The 17,531-nt window shown below is 61.2% G+C and carries 14 protein-coding genes; 2 read left to right on the top strand and 12 right to left on the bottom strand.

Annotation, left to right across the window (positions count from 1 at the left end; all coding sequences use genetic code 11):
* Positions 1-3: 3 nt before the first annotated feature.
* From ACP90_RS03225 to ACP90_RS03200, 6 genes are all read right to left on the bottom strand, one after another.
* On the bottom strand, positions 4-762 hold the full coding sequence (locus tag ACP90_RS03225) for a 3-ketoacyl-ACP reductase (protein ID WP_062486750.1): 759 nt from the start codon (positions 760-762) through the stop codon (positions 4-6).
* Entirely contained in the window at positions 759-2,243 is a 1,485-nt protein-coding gene (locus ACP90_RS03220) for a GMC family oxidoreductase (protein WP_062486748.1), read from the bottom strand. The genes ACP90_RS03225 and ACP90_RS03220 overlap by 4 nt, the downstream gene beginning before the upstream one ends.
* A gap of 3 nt (positions 2,244-2,246) precedes the next feature.
* Complete coding sequence (ugpC, locus tag ACP90_RS03215) at positions 2,247-3,356, bottom strand: sn-glycerol-3-phosphate ABC transporter ATP-binding protein UgpC (RefSeq protein ID WP_055659653.1); 1,110 nt, start codon at positions 3,354-3,356, stop codon at positions 2,247-2,249.
* 4 nt (positions 3,357-3,360) lie between these two features.
* Positions 3,361-4,233, bottom strand: coding sequence for a carbohydrate ABC transporter permease (locus ACP90_RS03210; RefSeq protein WP_023002938.1), 873 nt, complete (start codon positions 4,231-4,233; stop codon positions 3,361-3,363).
* Complete coding sequence (locus ACP90_RS03205; protein ID WP_023002937.1) at positions 4,233-5,138, bottom strand: sugar ABC transporter permease; 906 nt, start codon at positions 5,136-5,138, stop codon at positions 4,233-4,235. Before ACP90_RS03205 ends, ACP90_RS03210 begins: the two co-directional genes overlap by 1 nt.
* A 164-nt stretch (positions 5,139-5,302) precedes the next feature.
* Positions 5,303-6,505 carry an ABC transporter substrate-binding protein gene (locus ACP90_RS03200; RefSeq protein ID WP_286145760.1) on the bottom strand — a complete coding sequence of 401 codons (1,203 nt, stop codon included), beginning with the start codon at positions 6,503-6,505 and terminating at the stop codon, positions 5,303-5,305.
* 316 nt (positions 6,506-6,821) lie between these two features.
* On the opposite strand from ACP90_RS03200, the gene ACP90_RS03195 reads away from it, so the two are divergent.
* On the top strand, positions 6,822-7,871 hold the full coding sequence (locus ACP90_RS03195) for a substrate-binding domain-containing protein (RefSeq protein WP_062486745.1): 1,050 nt from the start codon (positions 6,822-6,824) through the stop codon (positions 7,869-7,871).
* An 8-nt stretch (positions 7,872-7,879) separates the two neighbouring features.
* Here ACP90_RS03195 and ACP90_RS03190 read toward each other — a convergent pair whose 3' ends face one another.
* The 6 genes from ACP90_RS03190 to ACP90_RS03160 all read right to left on the bottom strand — a co-directional run bounded on the left by ACP90_RS03190 (position 7,880) and on the right by ACP90_RS03160 (position 16,091).
* Positions 7,880-9,400 (bottom strand): aldehyde dehydrogenase family protein, encoded by a 1,521-nt coding sequence (locus ACP90_RS03190; RefSeq protein WP_082809656.1) that lies wholly within the window; start codon positions 9,398-9,400, stop codon positions 7,880-7,882.
* A complete protein-coding gene (locus ACP90_RS03185; protein WP_062486743.1) occupies positions 9,397-10,170 on the bottom strand; it encodes an enoyl-CoA hydratase/isomerase family protein in 774 nt (257 codons plus the stop codon). Before ACP90_RS03185 ends, ACP90_RS03190 begins: the two co-directional genes overlap by 4 nt.
* Complete coding sequence (locus ACP90_RS03180; RefSeq protein WP_023002932.1) at positions 10,167-11,741, bottom strand: CoA-transferase; 1,575 nt, start codon at positions 11,739-11,741, stop codon at positions 10,167-10,169. The genes ACP90_RS03185 and ACP90_RS03180 overlap by 4 nt, the downstream gene beginning before the upstream one ends.
* Before the next feature lie 2 nt (positions 11,742-11,743).
* A complete protein-coding gene (locus tag ACP90_RS03175) occupies positions 11,744-12,742 on the bottom strand; it encodes a Gfo/Idh/MocA family oxidoreductase (protein WP_031270236.1) in 999 nt (332 codons plus the stop codon).
* Positions 12,743-13,229: 487 nt separating this feature from the next.
* Positions 13,230-15,347, bottom strand: coding sequence for an ATP-binding protein (locus ACP90_RS03165; protein WP_062486739.1), 2,118 nt, complete (start codon positions 15,345-15,347; stop codon positions 13,230-13,232).
* The gene (locus ACP90_RS03160; RefSeq protein ID WP_023002928.1) at positions 15,348-16,091 is read right to left on the bottom strand and encodes a response regulator transcription factor; all 744 of its coding nucleotides are present in this window, start codon (positions 16,089-16,091) and stop codon (positions 15,348-15,350) included.
* Between the two features lie 211 nt (positions 16,092-16,302).
* On the opposite strand from ACP90_RS03160, the gene ACP90_RS03155 reads away from it, so the two are divergent.
* Complete coding sequence (locus ACP90_RS03155; protein ID WP_062486737.1) at positions 16,303-17,343, top strand: ABC transporter substrate-binding protein; 1,041 nt, start codon at positions 16,303-16,305, stop codon at positions 17,341-17,343.
* Positions 17,344-17,531 lie beyond the last annotated feature (188 nt).

The raw sequence follows: 17,531 nt of genomic DNA, 5'->3' as shown, positions 1-17,531 counted from the left end.
GCTCTAAAGCCGGGGGATCGACAGTCCGCCGTCCACCGCGAAGGTCGAACCGGTTGCAAAGGCCATTTGGCCATCGGCAATCGGCACGATGATTGAGCCGATATCGGCGGGCTGCCCCCACCTGGCAGCAGGCACCAGACCGCCTTCGATCCGGGCCGTGTATTTGTCTTTCACTCCGGCGGTCATGCCGGTTTCGATGATGCCTGGCCTTAGCTCGAAGACACCAATGCCATGCGGCGCAAGCCGGACGGCGAAAAGCTCCGCCATCATGGCGGCGCCTGCTTTCGACAGGCAGTATTCCGCCCTTTCGATCGACACCATCTCCGCACTTACGGAGGTGATGAAGCTCATCGAGCGATAGCTGTCTGACGGCTGATCCAGCATGCGCCTCGCCACTTCCTGCGCCAGGAAGAAGGCCCCGCGCAGGTTGACACCCATGACGAAGTCGAAACTGTCGGGCGCCAGATCCAGCATGTCGCCCCGGATCCTGGCCGGAACGCCCGCGTTGGAAACAAAAGCCGTCACCGGCCCGAGATCCGCCTCCACCCGGTCGAGCAACGTCTTGCAATGGTCGATGTCCAGAAGGTCATGCCGGAAATAGCGGCCCTTGCCACCCAGGCTGTTCAGGGCTTCGACTACCTCCGGTGCGTCCGCTTCTTCCTGAGCGGCGATGGCAACAGTGTAACCGGCCTCCGCGAGAGCCCTCGAAATGCCGAGACCGATGCCGCGCTGGCCGCCGGTGACAAGTGCGATCCTGTTCATGCCGCCAGGTCCTTCTTGATCGTTTCGGCGGCGCGCAGTGCCAATGCCGCGACCGTAAGGGCCGGATTGACGGCAGCCGAGGTTGGCAGCGCTCCCGCATCGGCCACAAATAGGTTGGGATGATCCCAGGACCGGCAGTCCGGATTGAGCACGGAGTTAGCCGGATCATCGCCCATGCGCACCGTGCCACACTGATGCGACGGCACCCTGCCGTCGAACAGCCGTGACAGCACCACCGGGAAACCGGCTTCGCGCAAGGTCTTGCGGGTCTTTTCGACCAGCTTTCTGTGCGCGGTCATGTTGGACCGCCGCCAGATGAGCTGGATCTTGCCGTCCCTCAGGACAACCCGGCTTTCAGGATCGGGCAGATCCTCGGAAATCAGATAGAGATCAAGGGCATGCCCTGAAATCCAGCGGGCAGCGAATTTCGGCAGCTGCGGCACCTGGATCTTCAGGATATCCGGCGTTACCCGCCCCAGCAGCTGGACGTTGCCCAATGGCTTGCCGTCTTCGCCGTCATCGAGATACCAATCGTTCAGGCCGAAGGTCTTCTGATAAACGGAAGTATTCCGGAACCGCGGATCAATGGCGATCATCGCCGTCGCATTGTGGTTCATGAAACAACGACCGACATAGTCCGAGAGGTTGGCAACGCCGGACCGCAACAAGAGCGCCGCGGACTGGACCGCCCCCGCACACAGGGCAACGACCCCCGGCGTCAGGCAGATCTCTTCACCGTCCTTGCTGTAGTGGACTTCATCTATTCGGCCGGACTTGTAGCCTGTCCGCAGCGCGGTGACTTCGGCACCGGTGACAAGAGTGACGTTGTCATGAGCCATTGCGGCTTCCAGCGCACAGGTTTCCGCATCCATCTTGCCGCATCTGAGGTCGGGGTAACCGTCCCAGCCGGTGTGCCCGGCATCCAGCCAGCGGTCGATATCAACCCCCAGGGGCAGGCTGAACGGGCGAACGCCCGCCTGCTCAAGGCGCCGCCGGGCAATCCGGATGGCTTCCTCGTCCGGGATGGGCGGAAACGGATAAGGCCTGCCATGCGGCGGCTCAGTCGGATCGGAGGCGGTATCGCCCCGAACCTGGAAAAGCTGTTCGGCGGCGTCATACCAGGGCGACAGCTCGTCATAGGCAATCGGCCAGGCAGGCGAAACACCGTCATAATGCTCCAGCGCGCTGAAGTCCTCTTCCCGGTAACGGATCAGCACCGCACCGTAGAGCTTCGAGTTGCCACCGACATTGTAGTAATTGCCGGGCTCGAACGGATTACCCTGTCCGTCGAGCCAGGTTTCCGGTGCCCGGAAGGCGCTGTTGGTATAGATGCGCCAGGGGTCCCGGGCCGGAGCATCGTCCGGGATCCGGTATCCCCGTTCCAGAATCGTGATCTTGGCCCCGGTAGGAGCAAGGCCCGCGGCAAGGGAAGCTCCTCCCATGCCGCTGCCGATGATCACAATGTCGGGCGCCGTATTCATGGGTCAGGCGATCCGCTTTTCGGTCTTCGGGTCGAAAGCGACCGCCTTTTCCATGTTGAAGGCAAACGGGAACACTTCTCCCGCCTTCACGGCAACGTCGGCACGGAAGCGGCCGGTCACGTCCTTGCCGCCGATCTGGCTGACGACGAACGTGTCGGAACCTGCCGGCTCGGTGACTTCCACCGGAGCATCGACGATGTGAACCGCCTTGGAATTGCGGTCGGCACCATCCTTGTCGGTAATGGCTTCCGGCCGAATGCCGAGGATGATGTCCTTGCCGATGCTGGAAGAGAGCGCGTCGGAGGCAAACGGAATGGCCGCCGTCTTGCCGTCTGCCAGCGAGACTTCCGCTGCCGGCCTGCCGTCCGCCGAGACCACCTTGGCCGGGAACAGGTTCATGGAAGGCGATCCCATGAAGCCCGCCACGAACATGTTGGCCGGATTGTCGTAGATCTCTTTCGGCGTGCCCAGCTGCTGGACATAGCCGCCGAACATGACAGCGATCCGGGTCGACAGCGTCAGTGCCTCGATCTGGTCATGTGTCACATAGACGATTGTCGTGCCGAGCTTCTGGTGCAGCTTCTTGATTTCCGTGCGCATGTCGACGCGCAGCTTTGCATCCAGGTTGGACAGCGGCTCGTCGAACAGGAACACGTCCGGCTCGCGCACCAGTGCACGCCCCATGGCAACACGCTGGCGCTGACCACCGGAAAGCTGGCCCGGCTTGCGGTCGAGCAGATGGCTGATCTGAAGGAGATCGGCCACCTGGCCGATCCGCTTTTCGCGTTCCGGCTTCGCAATGCCGTGCATTTCCATGCCGAAGGAGATGTTCCCCGCAACGGTCATGTTCGGGTAAAGCGCGTAGGACTGGAACACCATCGCGATGTTGCGGTCCGCCGGCTTGACGCCGTTCATGCTCTTGCCCTTGATCGCGATCTCGCCGGAGGTGATGTCCTCCAGGCCAGCAATCATGTTGAGCAGGGTGGACTTGCCGCAGCCGGACGGGCCGACGAGTACGAGGAACTCGCCCTCCTCGATGGAGATGTCGGTTTCATGCAGGACCCGCAAGGATCCATAAGACTTGGTCGCCTGCTTGATGTCGAGAAAGCCCATTGTCTTATCCTTTTACTGAGCCTGCCATCAGACCACGCACGAAGTAGCGGCCCGCGACGATGTAGACGAGAAGGGTTGGCAGCGCGGCCATGATCGCGCCGGCGAAATGCACGTTGTATTCCTTCACCCCGGTGGAGGATTGCACCAGGTTGTTGAGGGCAACGGTCATCGGCTGGCTGTCGAAATCGGAGAAGGACGCGCCGAACAGGAAGTCGTTCCAGATGTTGGTGAACTGCCAGATGATGCAGACCACCGCGATCGGACCCGACGATGGCAGCAGGATGCGCCAGAAGATCCGGAAGAAACCGGCACCGTCGATCTGCGCCGCCCGGACCAGCTCGGTCGGAAAGGCCGCGTAGTAGTTGCGGAAATAGAGTGTCGAGAAGCCGATCCCGTAGACGAAGTGTACGAAGATCAGACCCGGGACCGTGCCGGCGATGCCCATCAGACCCAGCATCCGGGCCATCGGGATCAGCACCATCTGGAACGGAATGAAGCAGCCGAACAGCAGCAGGCCAAACAGGATGGTCGCACCGCGGAACGTCCACTTGGTGAGAACGTAACCGTTCAGCGCGCCGACCAGAGTAGACAGGGCAACCGCCGGGACGACCATGATGATGGAGTTGAGGAAATAAGGCCGCAGACCCGTTGCCTCAACGCCCACCTGGGCACTCGACCAGGCGCTTTGCCAGGGAGCAATAGTCCACTCCTGCGGCAACGCCATCATCCCGCCCGAAGTGATTTCGGTCAGCGGCTTCAGCGAGTTGACCACCATCACGTACAGCGGCAGCAGGTAGTAGATGCAGAACAGCGCGAGCAGCAGATACAGGATCACCCGGGCCGGACGCAGGGAGGAAGACTTGGACATCGTCGACATCACTTTTTCTCCCTGAGTTCTGACCAGAGGTAGGGCACGATGATCGCGGCGATCGTCATCAGCATGATCACGGCGGAAGAGGCACCGATGCCCATCTGGTTTCGGGTGAATGTGTAGGAATACATGAAGGTTGCCGGCACTTCGGTTGCGGTGCCCGGTCCGCCACCTGTCAGGGCGATCACCAGGTCGTAGGACTTGATCGCCATATGGGCGAGCACCACGAAGGCCGACATGAAGGCAGGACGAAGCTGCGGAATCACGATCCGGCGATAAAGGGCGAACGTGGAAGCACCGTCGATCTGGGCAGCTTTCATCATCTCGCTGTCGATACCGCGCAGGCCCGCAAGGAACATCGCCATGACGAAGCCCGAGGTCTGCCAGACCGCCGCGATCACGATGGTGTAGATCGCGAAATCCCGGTCCTTGATCCAGTTGAAGGTGAAGGTTTCCCAGCCCCAGCCGCGCACGACGGCCTCGATACCGATGCCCGGGTCGAGGAACCATTTCCAGGCAATTCCGGTCACGATGAAGCTGAGCGCCATCGGATAGAGGTAGATCGTGCGGATGAAGCCTTCTGCGCGGATCTTCTGATCGAGAAGGATCGCCAGCAGCAGACCCAGGACGCAGCAGATGGTGATGTAGAGAACGCCGAAAACCACAAGGTTCCAAACGGCCGTATCCCACGCACGGATCTTGAAGAGGTTTTCATAATTCTGCCAGCCGACCCAGCCGAAGGTGGGCAGAATACGGCTGTCCGTGAAAGACAGGTAAAGCGTGAAGGCGATGAAGCCGTAAACGAAGATTGCCACGATGGCGATCGTCGGGCTGAGCACGAGTTTGGGCAAAGCATCACGCAGTCTGTCAACAACGGAACCGCGCGGGTTCGCCGTTTCAGAGAGAGACATCTTGAGTTCCCCGACCTAGAGCACTTTTGCCGGCGTTCCAGCGAACGCGCGCGGCAGCTCTGAGACTTTGGTTCCGGCCGGCTCCAGGCGGTTGGTTGCAACCGCGAGACGGTCCGCCGAACCGGTGGGAGAGCGGTGACGGATCACCGCTCTCCGCGCGGTCGTTACTTGTTGATCTGAACGGCGGTAACGAGTTCTGCAACAGCGGTTTCGCTGTCGTATTCCCCGTTGAAATGCGCCGTGATCACGTCATACATGGCGTTCTTGACGGCAGCCGGGTTGGCGTGACCATGCGCCATGGAGCCGTAGAGGTTGCCGCTGTCGGCAGCCTTTTTCAGATCCACCATGCCCTTCTTGCCGCAGGCGTCAAAGTCATCGTTCGGCACGTCGGTCCGAGCCGGAACGGAGCCTTTGACGACGTTGAACGCGGACTGGAAGCTCGGTGACAGGATAGCGGTTGCAAGTGCAGCCTGCTCCTTGCCGACTTCCGGACCCTGCGCGAACATCGCGAACTGGTCGGCGTTGAAGGTCACCTGGTCCTGGGTGCCCGGGAAGCGGAAGCAGAGGAAGTCTTCATCCGGCTTCTTGCCGGCATTCAGGAATTCACCCTTCGCCCAGTCGCCCATCATCTGGAAGGCCGCATCGCCGTTGATGACCATGGCGGTTGCAAGGTTCCAGTCACGGCCGGAGAAGTTGTCATCCACATAGGAGCGGATCACGGCCATGCGGTCGAACGATTCCTTCATGGTGTCGGAGCCGAGCGCGTCCTCGTCCAGGTCGATGAAGGCTTTCTGGTAGAACTCGGGTCCACCGGTCGCCATCACGACTGCGTCGAAGATCGTCGCGTCCTGCCAGGCCTGACCGCCGTGCGCGATCGCGGTCTTGCCGGATGCCTTGACCTTCTCCAGAGCGGCAACGAACTCGTCCCAGTTCTGCGGCGGCTCGATGCCAAGCTCGTCGAGGATGGCCTTGTTCGCCCAGACCCAGTTGGTGGAGTGGACGTTCACCGGAGCGGAGACCCACTTGCCGTCATACTTGGAGAATTTCTGCAGGGCTTCCGGAACCACGTCGTCCCAGCCTTCCATGCCGGCCAGGATGTTCAGGTCGGCAAGTGCGCCTTCCTTGGCCCAGTCGGTGATGTCGAAGCCGAGCATCTGTACGGCGGTGGGCGGGTTGCCGGAAGTAACGCGTGCGCGCAGCACGGTCATGGCCTGGGTACCGCCGCCACCTGCAACCGGCATGTCCTGCCAGCCGATGCCCTGGCTTTCCAGGTCCTGCTTCAGAACGTTCAGAGCAGCAGCTTCACCGCCGGAAGTCCACCAGTGCAGAACTTCAACATCGGCGGCGGACGCCAGGCTTGTGCTCATTGCAAGGGCGGCGAGGCCCAGCTTCAGAGATTTCAAAGACATCGATATTCCTCCCATAAGGTGCCTAAAGGCGTTTCGAGTGCCGGAGCCCGGCAATCGAGTGTCACGCAACGTTTATTGTAACGTTGCAAACCGGAGTGGTGTCAACGATTTTCATCACTCCCGAAAAACAAAGAGTTTCGTTTGTCTTACATACTATTAAGGCGGATGTTTCGGTGCTGCAGTGCAGCACATTATTGTGTTGTAACGTTACAAAAGCCCTGATTAGACTTGGCTTGCTTTTTGAGCTAGAAGGCTTCGGCTGAAGTGAACGGGCATGACGCGAAAAACCTTTGAAACCAACAGCGGTCGCGCCGCCGAAAAGCTGCCGCGTCCCACCTTGCGCACGGTGGCGCAGGAAGCAGGCTTCGCGGTGACCACGGTTTCCCGCGCCCTTGCCGGAGACCCCAGGATCGCGGAAACGACGCGCGAACGTGTTTCCGAAGTCGCCCGCCGTCTCGGCTACGTTCCAAACCGCGCGGCGCAGCGCCTGCGCACCGGCCGCACCAAGGTCATCAGCCTTCTCCTGAATACACGGCACGAGTTTCTCAGCTTCACATCCGAGTTTCTCGGCGGCATGTCCGAAGGTCTTGCCGGAACCGGCTACGCGATCACCATCACCGCAGACGGCCTTGCCGACGACCGGCTTGAGGCAATCCGCAACATCCGCAGGCACTCGCTGGCAGACGCCATTGTCTTTACCCGCACCGAATGCTTTGACGAGCGGGTCCGCTACCTGCTGGAACACGACTTCCCCTTTGCCACCCATGGCCGGACGGACTTCACCACGCCCCACCCTTACGTCGACTTCGACAACGAGGTTTTCGCTCGCATGGCCGTGGAGCGACTGGTTGCAAAGGGGCGCAAACACATTTGCATGGTCATGCCGAACGAACGCTACACCTTCGGTCAGCACCTGCGGTTCGGCGCCCGCCAGGCAGCCATTTCCCATGGCGTTCAATTGACGGTTCCCGATGGCGTTGACCTCGACAGCGAGCCCGACGAGATCGCAGCGACCCTGCGCTCGCTCCATGCCGGCCCCAACGCGCCCGACGGTTATGTCTGCGTCGGTGAGGTCATGGCCCTGGTCACCCTGGCCTATCTCAACGACATCGGTCTGACACCCGGTATGGAAATCGACGTCGTCGCCAAGCGCGCCTCGCCCATTTCCAATCATTTCCGCCCGAGAATCGAGACCATCGACGAGGACCTGCGCGCCACCGGCAGAGCCATGGCCAAGGTTCTTCTCGCGAGGATCGACGGCGCCCCCATGGAGGATATGCAGATCCTCCTGAAGCCCGAAGGCGCCTTCTCGATTTCGGACTAGCCTGCTCATCACGCCACCCAGGGTGCCCGGGTCTTGCCGATGCGCATGGTCACGGTCTTGGCTTCCAGGAACTCGTCCAGTCCGTATTTGCCAAGTTCCCTGCCCTGGCCGCTTTCCTTCACGCCGCCGAAGGGCAATTCCGCAAAACCATCCATCCAGGTGTTGGTCCACACCGTGCCTGCATGCGCCCGGCGGGCGAATTCCAGACAGGTGTGAACGTTCTCGCTCCACACACCGGCGGACAGACCGTAGTCGGCATCGTTGACGAGTTCGATCGCCTCATCCAGCGTCTTGAAAGTCAGCACCGAAAGCACCGGCCCGAACACTTCTTCGCGGGCGATCGGCATGTCGTTTTTTACATCCGCAACGATCGTCGGCTGATAGAACTGTCCGGCAAGGCCGGGAACCGTCAGGGCTTCCCCACCCAGGTGGACAGTCGCTCCGGCGTCCGCGGCATCGCGCACATATTTGTCGATCTTGCTCTGGTGGTCGGGCGTGATGATCGCGCCGACCTTGGTCGATGGGTCCAGAGGATCGCCGAAGGGCACCTTCCGCGACAGGTCCACTGTCGCCTTCAGGAACGCCTCGGCGATGTCTTCGTGCACAATGATCCGGGATCCGGAGTTGCAGCATTCGCCGGCATTGAAATAGACGCCGAAGACAACCGCATCGACGGCGCTTTCGAGGTCGGCATCGGGGAAGATGACCTGCGGGTTCTTGCCACCAAGTTCCAGCGAGACCTTCTTCAAGGTTCCGGCCGCCGCCTTGACGATGGCCTTGCCGACGCCGGTCGAGCCGGTGAAGGTGACCATGTCGACACGCTTGTCGGCGGTCATCGCCGTTCCAACCGGATCGCCATAGCCAAGGACGATGTTGACGACCCCGGCCGGAATACCGGCTTCGATGCACAGTTCACCCAGAATGACCGTCGTTGCCGGGGTCATTTCGGAAGGTTTGATAACCGCGGTGCAGCCGGCGGCCAGCGCGAAGGGCAGTTTCTGCGACACGATCAGGAACGGAAAGTTCCACGGCGTGATGATCGAGACGACACCGACCGGCTCCTTGAGAACCAGGCCGAGCATGTCGCTGCCAAGGGAGTTGTAGCTTTCGCCGTGCATGGTGCGCGCCAGTGAAGCGGCAAAGCGCCAGATATCGGACGCGCCTTCGATTTCCGCCATGGCCTGGCTGATCGGCTTGCCGGATTCCAGCGTTTCCCAATAAGCGATCCGCTCCCGTTCCCGGTCGATCAGATCGGCGATCTTCAAGAGAAGCGTTGCCCGCTCCTTGCCGCTGGTGCGCGACCAGCGGCCCTTGTCGAAGGCCAGGCGTGCGGCGGATACCGCCGCATCAACATCACGGGCACCGCCCTTCGCTGCCTTCGTGACAACGCTGCCATGGGACGGAGACACACGATCGAAGGTGGAGCCGTCAGCGCTCTGACGCCAGTCGCCATCGATCAGGTGACGGGCGACGAAGGGTTCGGCCGGGAGTTTTGCTTCACTGATGGAAACGACGTTCAGGTCACTCATGACTTAACTTCCAGGAAATTCGGTTTGCGCTTTTCACGGAAGGCGGTAACGCCCTCGTTGCGATCTTCTGTCGGACTGATCATGCCGGAGCCGAGCGCCTCGATCATGGCACTGCGATCTTCACCCACGGCGGCATGGATCATGTATTTGGCCACTTCCACGGCCCGGGACGATTTGTCGGCCAGCTTCTCGGCCATCTCGAACGCAGCTGAAGCCGGATCGTCGGATATCTCGGCTGCAAAGCCCGCCGCATAGGCACGTTCTGCGGAAATGCGCCGGCCGAACAGGGCCATTTCCTTCACCATCGGCTCACCCAGCAAACGGATCAACCGTTGCGTGCCGGACCAGCCCGGTACGATGCCGACGGATGCTTCCGGCAGCGCCAGCGTCGCCCTTGGCGCCATCACGCGGATATCGGCGGTCGCTGCAAACTCCAGTCCGCCACCAAAGGCGTGCGCGCCAAGCGCAGCCACCGTCGGCTTGGAAAGCCGCGCCAACCGGTCAAAAACCCGGTGGCCTTCGCGCACCCAGTGGCGGGCAAAGTCGTAAGGCGACAGCTCGGACCATTCGAGAATGTCCGCGCCGGCACAAAAGGCCTTGCTCTCCTCCGCCGTAATCACCACCGCAAGGATCGACGCATCGCGCTCCAGCTCATCGCAAAAGGGTTCAAGTGCCTTCAGCATGTCGAGCGTGAACGCATTCAGCTTGGCCGGATTGTCCAGCTTCAGCTCGGCGATTGCCCCATGACGGATGAGATGCAGCGCGCTCACAGGCTCAGCTCCATCGCACCCCTGGACAGAAGCGCTTTCGGCATCTCGACCAGATCGTTTGCGAGCCGCACCCGGCCCTTCGAAGCATCGACGATGTCACGTGCCGGATCGATGCCCGGCATGATCTCAGTCGCCACCAGACCTGCATCGGTCAGGTGGATAACGCAGCGCTCGGTCACATAGATGACGTCCTGGCCGAGTTCCTTCGCCCTGCGACCGGAGAAAGTGACATGCTCGACCTCGTCCACCATCTTGGTGAACTTGCCCGGCGTCCGCACCTTCAGCGCGTCCTCCGTCAACTCCAGATCGGCACCCGCCTCGAAAAGACCCGAGAACACGATCTTGCGCGCATTCGCAGTGATGTCGACAAACCCGCCGCAACCTGCGGTCAGATAGGGCTTCTTGCCGAGCTTGGAGACATTGACGTTGCCATCCAGATCGATCTCTAGGAAGGACAGGAAGGAGACATCGAAACCGCCGCCCTGGAAGTAGGTAAACTGCTGCGGCGACGGCATGTAAGCATCGGCGTTGGAAGCGCAGCCGAAGGCAAAACCCGTCAGCGGCATGCCGCCGGTCGCACCTTGCTCGATCGCCCAGGTGACGGCCTGTTCCTGACCGGCTTCCAGCAGCACGCGTGGCACCATCGCCGAAATGCCGAAGCCGAGGTTTGCCGTCTGGCCGGACTTGAGTTCCATTGCTGCCCGGCGGGCGACAACCTTCTCGATGCCGTGCTCGGCAAGCGAGAAGCTGGACCATGGCCGCATGATCTCGCCCGAGATCGCCGGGTCGTAACCGGTTTCCGTGGTCTGGCGCTGGTCCGGATCGACAACGATGAGATCGACCAGATGACCGGGCACACGCACATCGTGCGGACGCAGCGAGCCCGAGGCTGTCACGCGCTTCACCTGCGCGATCACCAGGCCGCCGTGATTGCGCACGGCAATCGCTTGCTCCAGGCCGCCGAGATAGGCGCCTTCGTGTTCGTAGGTGAGGTTGCCGCGTTCATCCGCAGTCGTTGCCCGAATGATCGCGACGTCCGGCACGATGTTCGGAAAATGCAGCCAGGTTTCGCCGCCAAGCTCCAGCCGGGACACGATGGGCCGGTCTGCCGCAACATCGTTCATGGCACAGCCCTGACGGATCGGGTCGACGAAGGTGTCCAGCCCGACCTTGGTCATGACGCCCGGGCGGCGGGCCGCAACATCCCTGTGCATGTCGAACAGGATGCCGGAAGGCACGTTGTAGGCAGCTACCCGGTTCTCCACCAGCATCTGCCAGATCGCCGGCATCGGCAGGTTGGACGGACCGGAGGGGTAGGACCCTGCAATGATGGTCGACAGCAGACCATCCTTGGCAAGGTGGTCGATCCCCTTGATGCCGTACATGTCGCCGGCGGCAATGGGATGGAGCGTCGTGAGGTTTCTCGGGTGCCCTTCGCTGTCGAACCTTGTGCCAATGGCCTCAAGAATCTTGTCCGGGCACCCGAGACCGGAGGAAGAGGAAACGGTGATGACCGCGCCGTCCTGAATGCGGGCGGCAGCATCCGCCATGGAAACGATCTTGGAGGTCATGTTCAGAAGCCTCCATAATTGACGGCAACAGCCTTGCCGGACTGCGCGGCCTCGCGCACGGCAAGGGCGACCGCCAGCGACTTGACCCCGTCGACACCATCGGCAGAAGGACGCCCCTTGCCGTTGACCGCATCGGCAAAGAGGCCGAGCGCGCGGTGGTAGAGGTTATGCTTGTCGTAGGAGATCTCGTGTTCGCCATCCGCATCGACCAGACGAACCGCTCCGACAGGTTCCTGGGTCATGACGTTGCGGGCGAAGATCGACCCATCCGTGCCATGAAACTCGATGCCGGTTCCCGCAAATTTATGCGTGAAGCTTTCATGCGACTGCACCATGGCACCCGACGGCATCGACCAGACGGACATCACGCTGTCCTCGACCCCTTCTCCGAGGCCTGAGGCTGCTGCCTTGGCAACGACTTCCTGCGGGTCTTCACCCAGGTGGAAGCGGATGGTGTCCGCGTCATGCACGGTGATATCGGGAATGACGCCGCCACCGGCGGCCGCATCGTTGATGCGCCAGCCGCGCAACGCGTCCGGCAGGTTGACCGCGTGGAAGACGCGCGCGCTCAACACCTTGCCGATGCGGCCGGAAGCGATCAGCTCGCGGATGGCCAGATGAGACCCGGCATTGCGCAAATGATGATTGGTCGCAAAGACCACACCCTTGCCAGCGGCGGTGCGAACCATTTCACCGGCCTCATCCAGGGTCATGGCCAGCGGTTTTTCGCACAACACATGCTTGCCGGCAGCGATCGCGGCCAGCGCCTGCGCATGGTGCTTTTCGTTGGTGGTGGAAATATAGACCGCGTCGACACTGTCATCCGCAAGGAGCGCATCCAGATCCGTGAAGCTGTCGGCAATACCATGCTCACGGGCATACGCCTCGCCGCGGGCCGCATCCGAACTCAGGACGGACTGGATGTCGGCATTCTGCGAGCGGATGGCATCGATCATGTAACTCGACGCAATTCGGCTTGCACCGATAAGGGCCCAACGCATCCATTCCTCCCGAATAACTCTTAATTTTGGAACGTTCCAATTTCTTGATCGGAACAATTACTGGAACGTTCCAAATGAGTCAAGAGTGGAATTTTGCAAGGAGGTGAAATTGGAGAGACAGACGAGATCGATGATCGGGTTAGACAACAATCAGCAACACGTTCGCATTGCTCAAAGTCTCCAGACATCTCCGCCTTATCAACGACTTAAGGCAGCTAGGCTCTCGCCTGCTCAGCACTGCATCAGAAATTGCCCCCACTTCACCCCCCCTGCGTCACCCCGGGCGAGCATCGCGAGACCCGGGGCCCACTCATTTCCAGAGCGTTCGCAAGGTGCAGCAACCATCAAGACGATGACATCGGCTTCAGCAAGCGGCTTCGCGAGTAGGCCCCGGATCTGCGCTTCGCTTGTCCGGGGTGACTCAGGTGGTGAGGTGGTTCCGAATGCGATGAACTTGGAAACGTTCCGCAGGTGGATGGTCAGCACCTCAGGAAACGACCTCGATGCGCGGGGTGACTTCCCCGGCTTCTTCCACGTTTTGCGGAAACCGCAATTCGACGGTCGTGCCCTTGCCCGGCTCGGAGAAGATATTTGCCGTGCCGCCGCTTTGGCGAACGAAGCCATAGACGACAGCAAGGCCCAGCCCCGCGCCGCCCTCGCTGGTCTTGGTGGTGAAATAGGGCTCGAAGGCCTTGTCGACCTCTTCCCGGCTCATGCCGATGCCCGTGTCCCGGACGGCAACCACGACCGCGTCCCCGTTTGAAAATGTGGCAACCTGCACTTCGCCGCCGTCGGGCATCGCCGCTGCCGAATTCAGGCAGAGATTGAGTACCGATTGCTCGAACAGTTCCGGATCCAGCACCAGCGGTGGCAAGCTGTCGTCCAGATCCAGTTTCAGACTGCATTTCTCGCCGATGGCGATTTCCAGAATGTCCGCCATGCCGCGCAGCAACGAGGACATACCGATGCGGCTGAGGTTGGCAGGTTGCTGACGGCCGATGGTCAACATGCTGCTGGCAAGCGATCGGCCCCGATCCGCCGCCTTGCGAATGCGGGCAATGTTGCGGGCCTGACGATCACTGAAGCCGCCGTCCCGCTCCAGCAGTCCGAGGCTTCCTGTAATGATGCCGATGGTGTTGCCGACCTCGTGGCTGAGCTGGTGCGTCAGGCGCATGATGCCGTCAAGCCTCTGGGCCTTGGCTGCCTCCGCTTCCTGCCGGTCCAGCAAGGTCACATCCCGGGCGAGCAGCACGACACCATCATCGCTTTGCCGCGACAGAGAGATTTCCGTCACCGACCCGTTCTCGGAACGATGACGTACGGAAAAGGGTGCGCTCAGGGGTCTGCCGTCGGGCGCACCCGGAAGCAGTTCGGTCCGGATTTCCGGGACCGGCTCCAGAAACTGGACAAGCGGCAGCTTGCGGGCAGCACCCTTGTGACCCAGCAATTCGATGACCCGCCGGTTCATGGTGACCGGTTTGCCGGCAGCATCGAAGATGGCAATGCCCTCATTCATGCTGCGGAAGGTGGAACGGATTGTCCTGGCAGCGGCTTCCGCCGTGCGCCGCAAACGTGTGACCCGGTCAACGCTTTCCTTGAAGGCGAGAAAGGCCTGTTGCAGGTTCAGGAGCTCGGTTTCATCGCCCTGATAGACCGGCGGACCGACATCCTTCTGCCCCTTGGCAAGGGCGTTCATGCCGCTCGACAGCGAAACGATGCCTTTCGAGACCCGGATGACCGAACGGATCGACATCACCGCCATGGTCAGCACCAGCAGTGAAGCCACGGCAACGATCACCAGAAGCTGCTGCAAGGTGGCCGAAGTCGACTGGAAATCCCGGTTGAGGGTTTCCGTCACGATGCCCGACTGGGTTTCCGTCGCAAGGGACAGCTCCCGCGCCACCGTGTGCAGTCTGGCAATTGCGCTGCGCACGGCGAACATTTCCAGGAGATAGCTGGTCTGCGCCTCGAAAACCCGCTCATAGGGCCTGAGGTCCGACGGCGGCAATGAGGCCGCGGCAGGCTCCGCCACATAGCGCCGCTTCAATTCACCCAGCTGAAACAGGCTGCCCGCACTCGACACGGAATGCACGATGGCATTGAGACGCTGACGAGGTTCCTTCTGGCTGGCGGTGTCGGCAACGGCGATCATGCCGAGCGCAGAGGAGACCTCTTCCTTGTAGTGCTGGGCGGTTTCGGCCTTGGCAGACAGCGCGAGCGTCTGCGCACGGATCTGCCCGAGCAGTTCGAAGATCCGCGTGTTGGCGGCCCGGTAGGTCTCCTTGCCCGGCGGATAGTCAGGAAGTGAACTCAACAACTGGTCGACCTGCTCCACCAGCAGCCGGCTCTTGCCAGAGACGGTGTAGGGCGAGGTCGCATTCATCAGGAAAGGCGCACTGGAGACGAGGTCAGACACCTGCCTGGAGACCAGCGCGGCATCAGCCAGACTGGTGAAGGCCTGCAGCCCGTAAGCGGCGGTTTCCTCACGCGCCTTCAAAAGCCCGTAGATCGCGATGGCCGACAGCGTGAAGGCGACGGCGCAGATCAGCGCGATGGCGGCAGGCAGCCTGAAGGCAATGGAAGAAAGAACCGGCCGGCTGATCATTTAAGGTGCATGGGCGGGATCCTGATGCAGGATGTAGCCCTTCCCCCGGCGGGTCTTGATATGTTGCGGCAGGTCAGGGTTTCGCTCGATCTTGCGGCGAAGCCGCAGGACCAGAACATCGACGTTGCGATCGATCAGCCTGTCCGTTTCCGCGCCCAGCTGTTCCAGGATCTTGGTCCGGCTCACCGGTTCGTTCGGCGTCGATGCCAAGATCTCCAGCAGGGAAAATTCCGACGACGTCAGCGTCCGGGTCGGGTGAGACGTGCAGACGGCCTTGCGATTGACGAGATCGATCACCCAGTCGCCCAGAAGCAGCGCGGTCGGCTCGTGCTGAACGCTGATGGTGTCCTTGTCGCTGCCGCGCAGGGACGGATGCATCCGCCGGAGCACCGCCTTGATCCGGGCGGTGAGTTCAATCGGCTCGAACGGCTTGACCACATAATCGTCGGCGGCGGTTTCAAGGCCAAGCACACGCTCTGCGGCGCTACCGGCGGCCGTCACCATGACGATACCGATATCGGTCTGCGATCGCAGCTTCTGCGCAAACACCCGGCCGGACATGCCCGGCAGGTTATGATCGACCAGAACCAGATGAAAGGCATGCTCCGGCAGGATCCGCGCAGCTTCTTCCGCCGAGCGCGCAGCAACCGGCGACCAGCCTTCGGCTTCCAGAAGATCCGATATCAATTCCGCCATATCCTGATCGTCCTCCACGATCAGGATCTTGATGCCTTCGTTCAGCAAACCTATGTCCTCCCGAGTGACATCATAGGCATAGAGCCGTATTATGCAAAGCCTTGGTTTTTCAATTGCTTGTCACATTTGTAAGGCTTGTAATATTTGTAACTCTTTTCTTTTGCCAGCGAAACAACAGTAACCAATCTCCTGTTGCGAACACTGCCTCTTCTGCCATGGTAATAGCTGTCCGGGGCCTGGTTCCGGACTGGGAGGAAACATGAAATTCATCGCGTCACTCGGAGCGGGTGCGGCCGTATGGCTGTCGCTGTCGCTCAACGCTGCTTCGGCGCAGGACCTGAATGTCCTTTGTGCCGTGCAGGTCGAGTGGTGCCAGATGATGGAGGCTGTCTTCGAGGAAAAGACCGGCCTTGATGTTTCCATGGAACGCAGAAGCACCGGCGAGATCCTCGACAGGGTCCGGGCCGAGCGCGCCGCACCAGAGATCGACGTTTGGTGGGGCGGCACCGGTGACACCCACCTGCAGGCTGCAGGCGAAGACCTGCTTGAACCCTACCAGCCGAAAAACTTCGAGGACACGCTGCCCTGGGCGCAGAATTTCTTTCTGATGTCAGGCGGCAAGGCGGCAGGCATTTATGCGGGCGCACTCGGGTTTGGCTATAATTCCGACTTTCTGGCTGCGCATGGCGTTGCCGCTCCGTCCTGCTGGAAAGACCTGACCGCACCGCGGTACAAGGGCCTTGTTCAGATGCCCAATCCGAATTCCTCGGGAACCGCCTATACGATGCTGGCAACGCTCGTTCAGCTGCTGGGGGAAGACGAGGCTTTCGAATATCTGGCGGCGCTTGCGATAAACATCGACCGGTTCACCACTTCGGGCGCAGCACCGGTTCAGGCAGCCGCCCGTGGTGAGACAGGCATCGGCATCTCCTTCATCCACGACGCGGTGACGCAGAAACTTGCCGGCGCGCCCATGGTCATCGTCGCACCTTGCGAAGGCACCGGCTACGAGATCGGCGCCGTCAGCATCGTCAAGGGCGCCAGGAACCCCGAGGCTGCCCGCCTGTTCGTCGATTTTGCGCTGAGCCCGGAAGGACAGGAAACCTGCGCGGCCTCGGGACAGAACCAGATACCCGCAAACGCGAAAGCGTCGCTGCCACCGGCAGCCCCCGATATTTCACTCATTCGCATGGTCGACTACGACTTCGCCACCTTCGGTTCACCTGACCAGAGGCGAAGACTGCTCGACCGTTTCGACAAGGAGGTGCTGCAGACGGCAACCCCTGTAGCCACCCAGTAAAGGACGAGATTGACCCTTCGCCAGCGAAGGAAAATCCGGAGTTCGTCATTTGAAATTCGACCGGCAACGGACCCGTGGAGGCGGATCCGAACGGGCAAGCTTTGCCTCATGCCGGTCAACACATCAGCCCCCGGGCTGAAACAAACGCCTGCCCGTCCGGGCAGGTAACAGGCTGAAAGCCAAAAGTG

Source organism: Labrenzia sp. CP4 (assembly GCF_001579905.1).
GTDB lineage: Bacteria > Pseudomonadota > Alphaproteobacteria > Rhizobiales > Stappiaceae > Roseibium > Roseibium algicola.
Note: the sequence above shows the minus strand (reverse complement) of the source record. Positions and strands in the feature narration are given on the sequence as shown.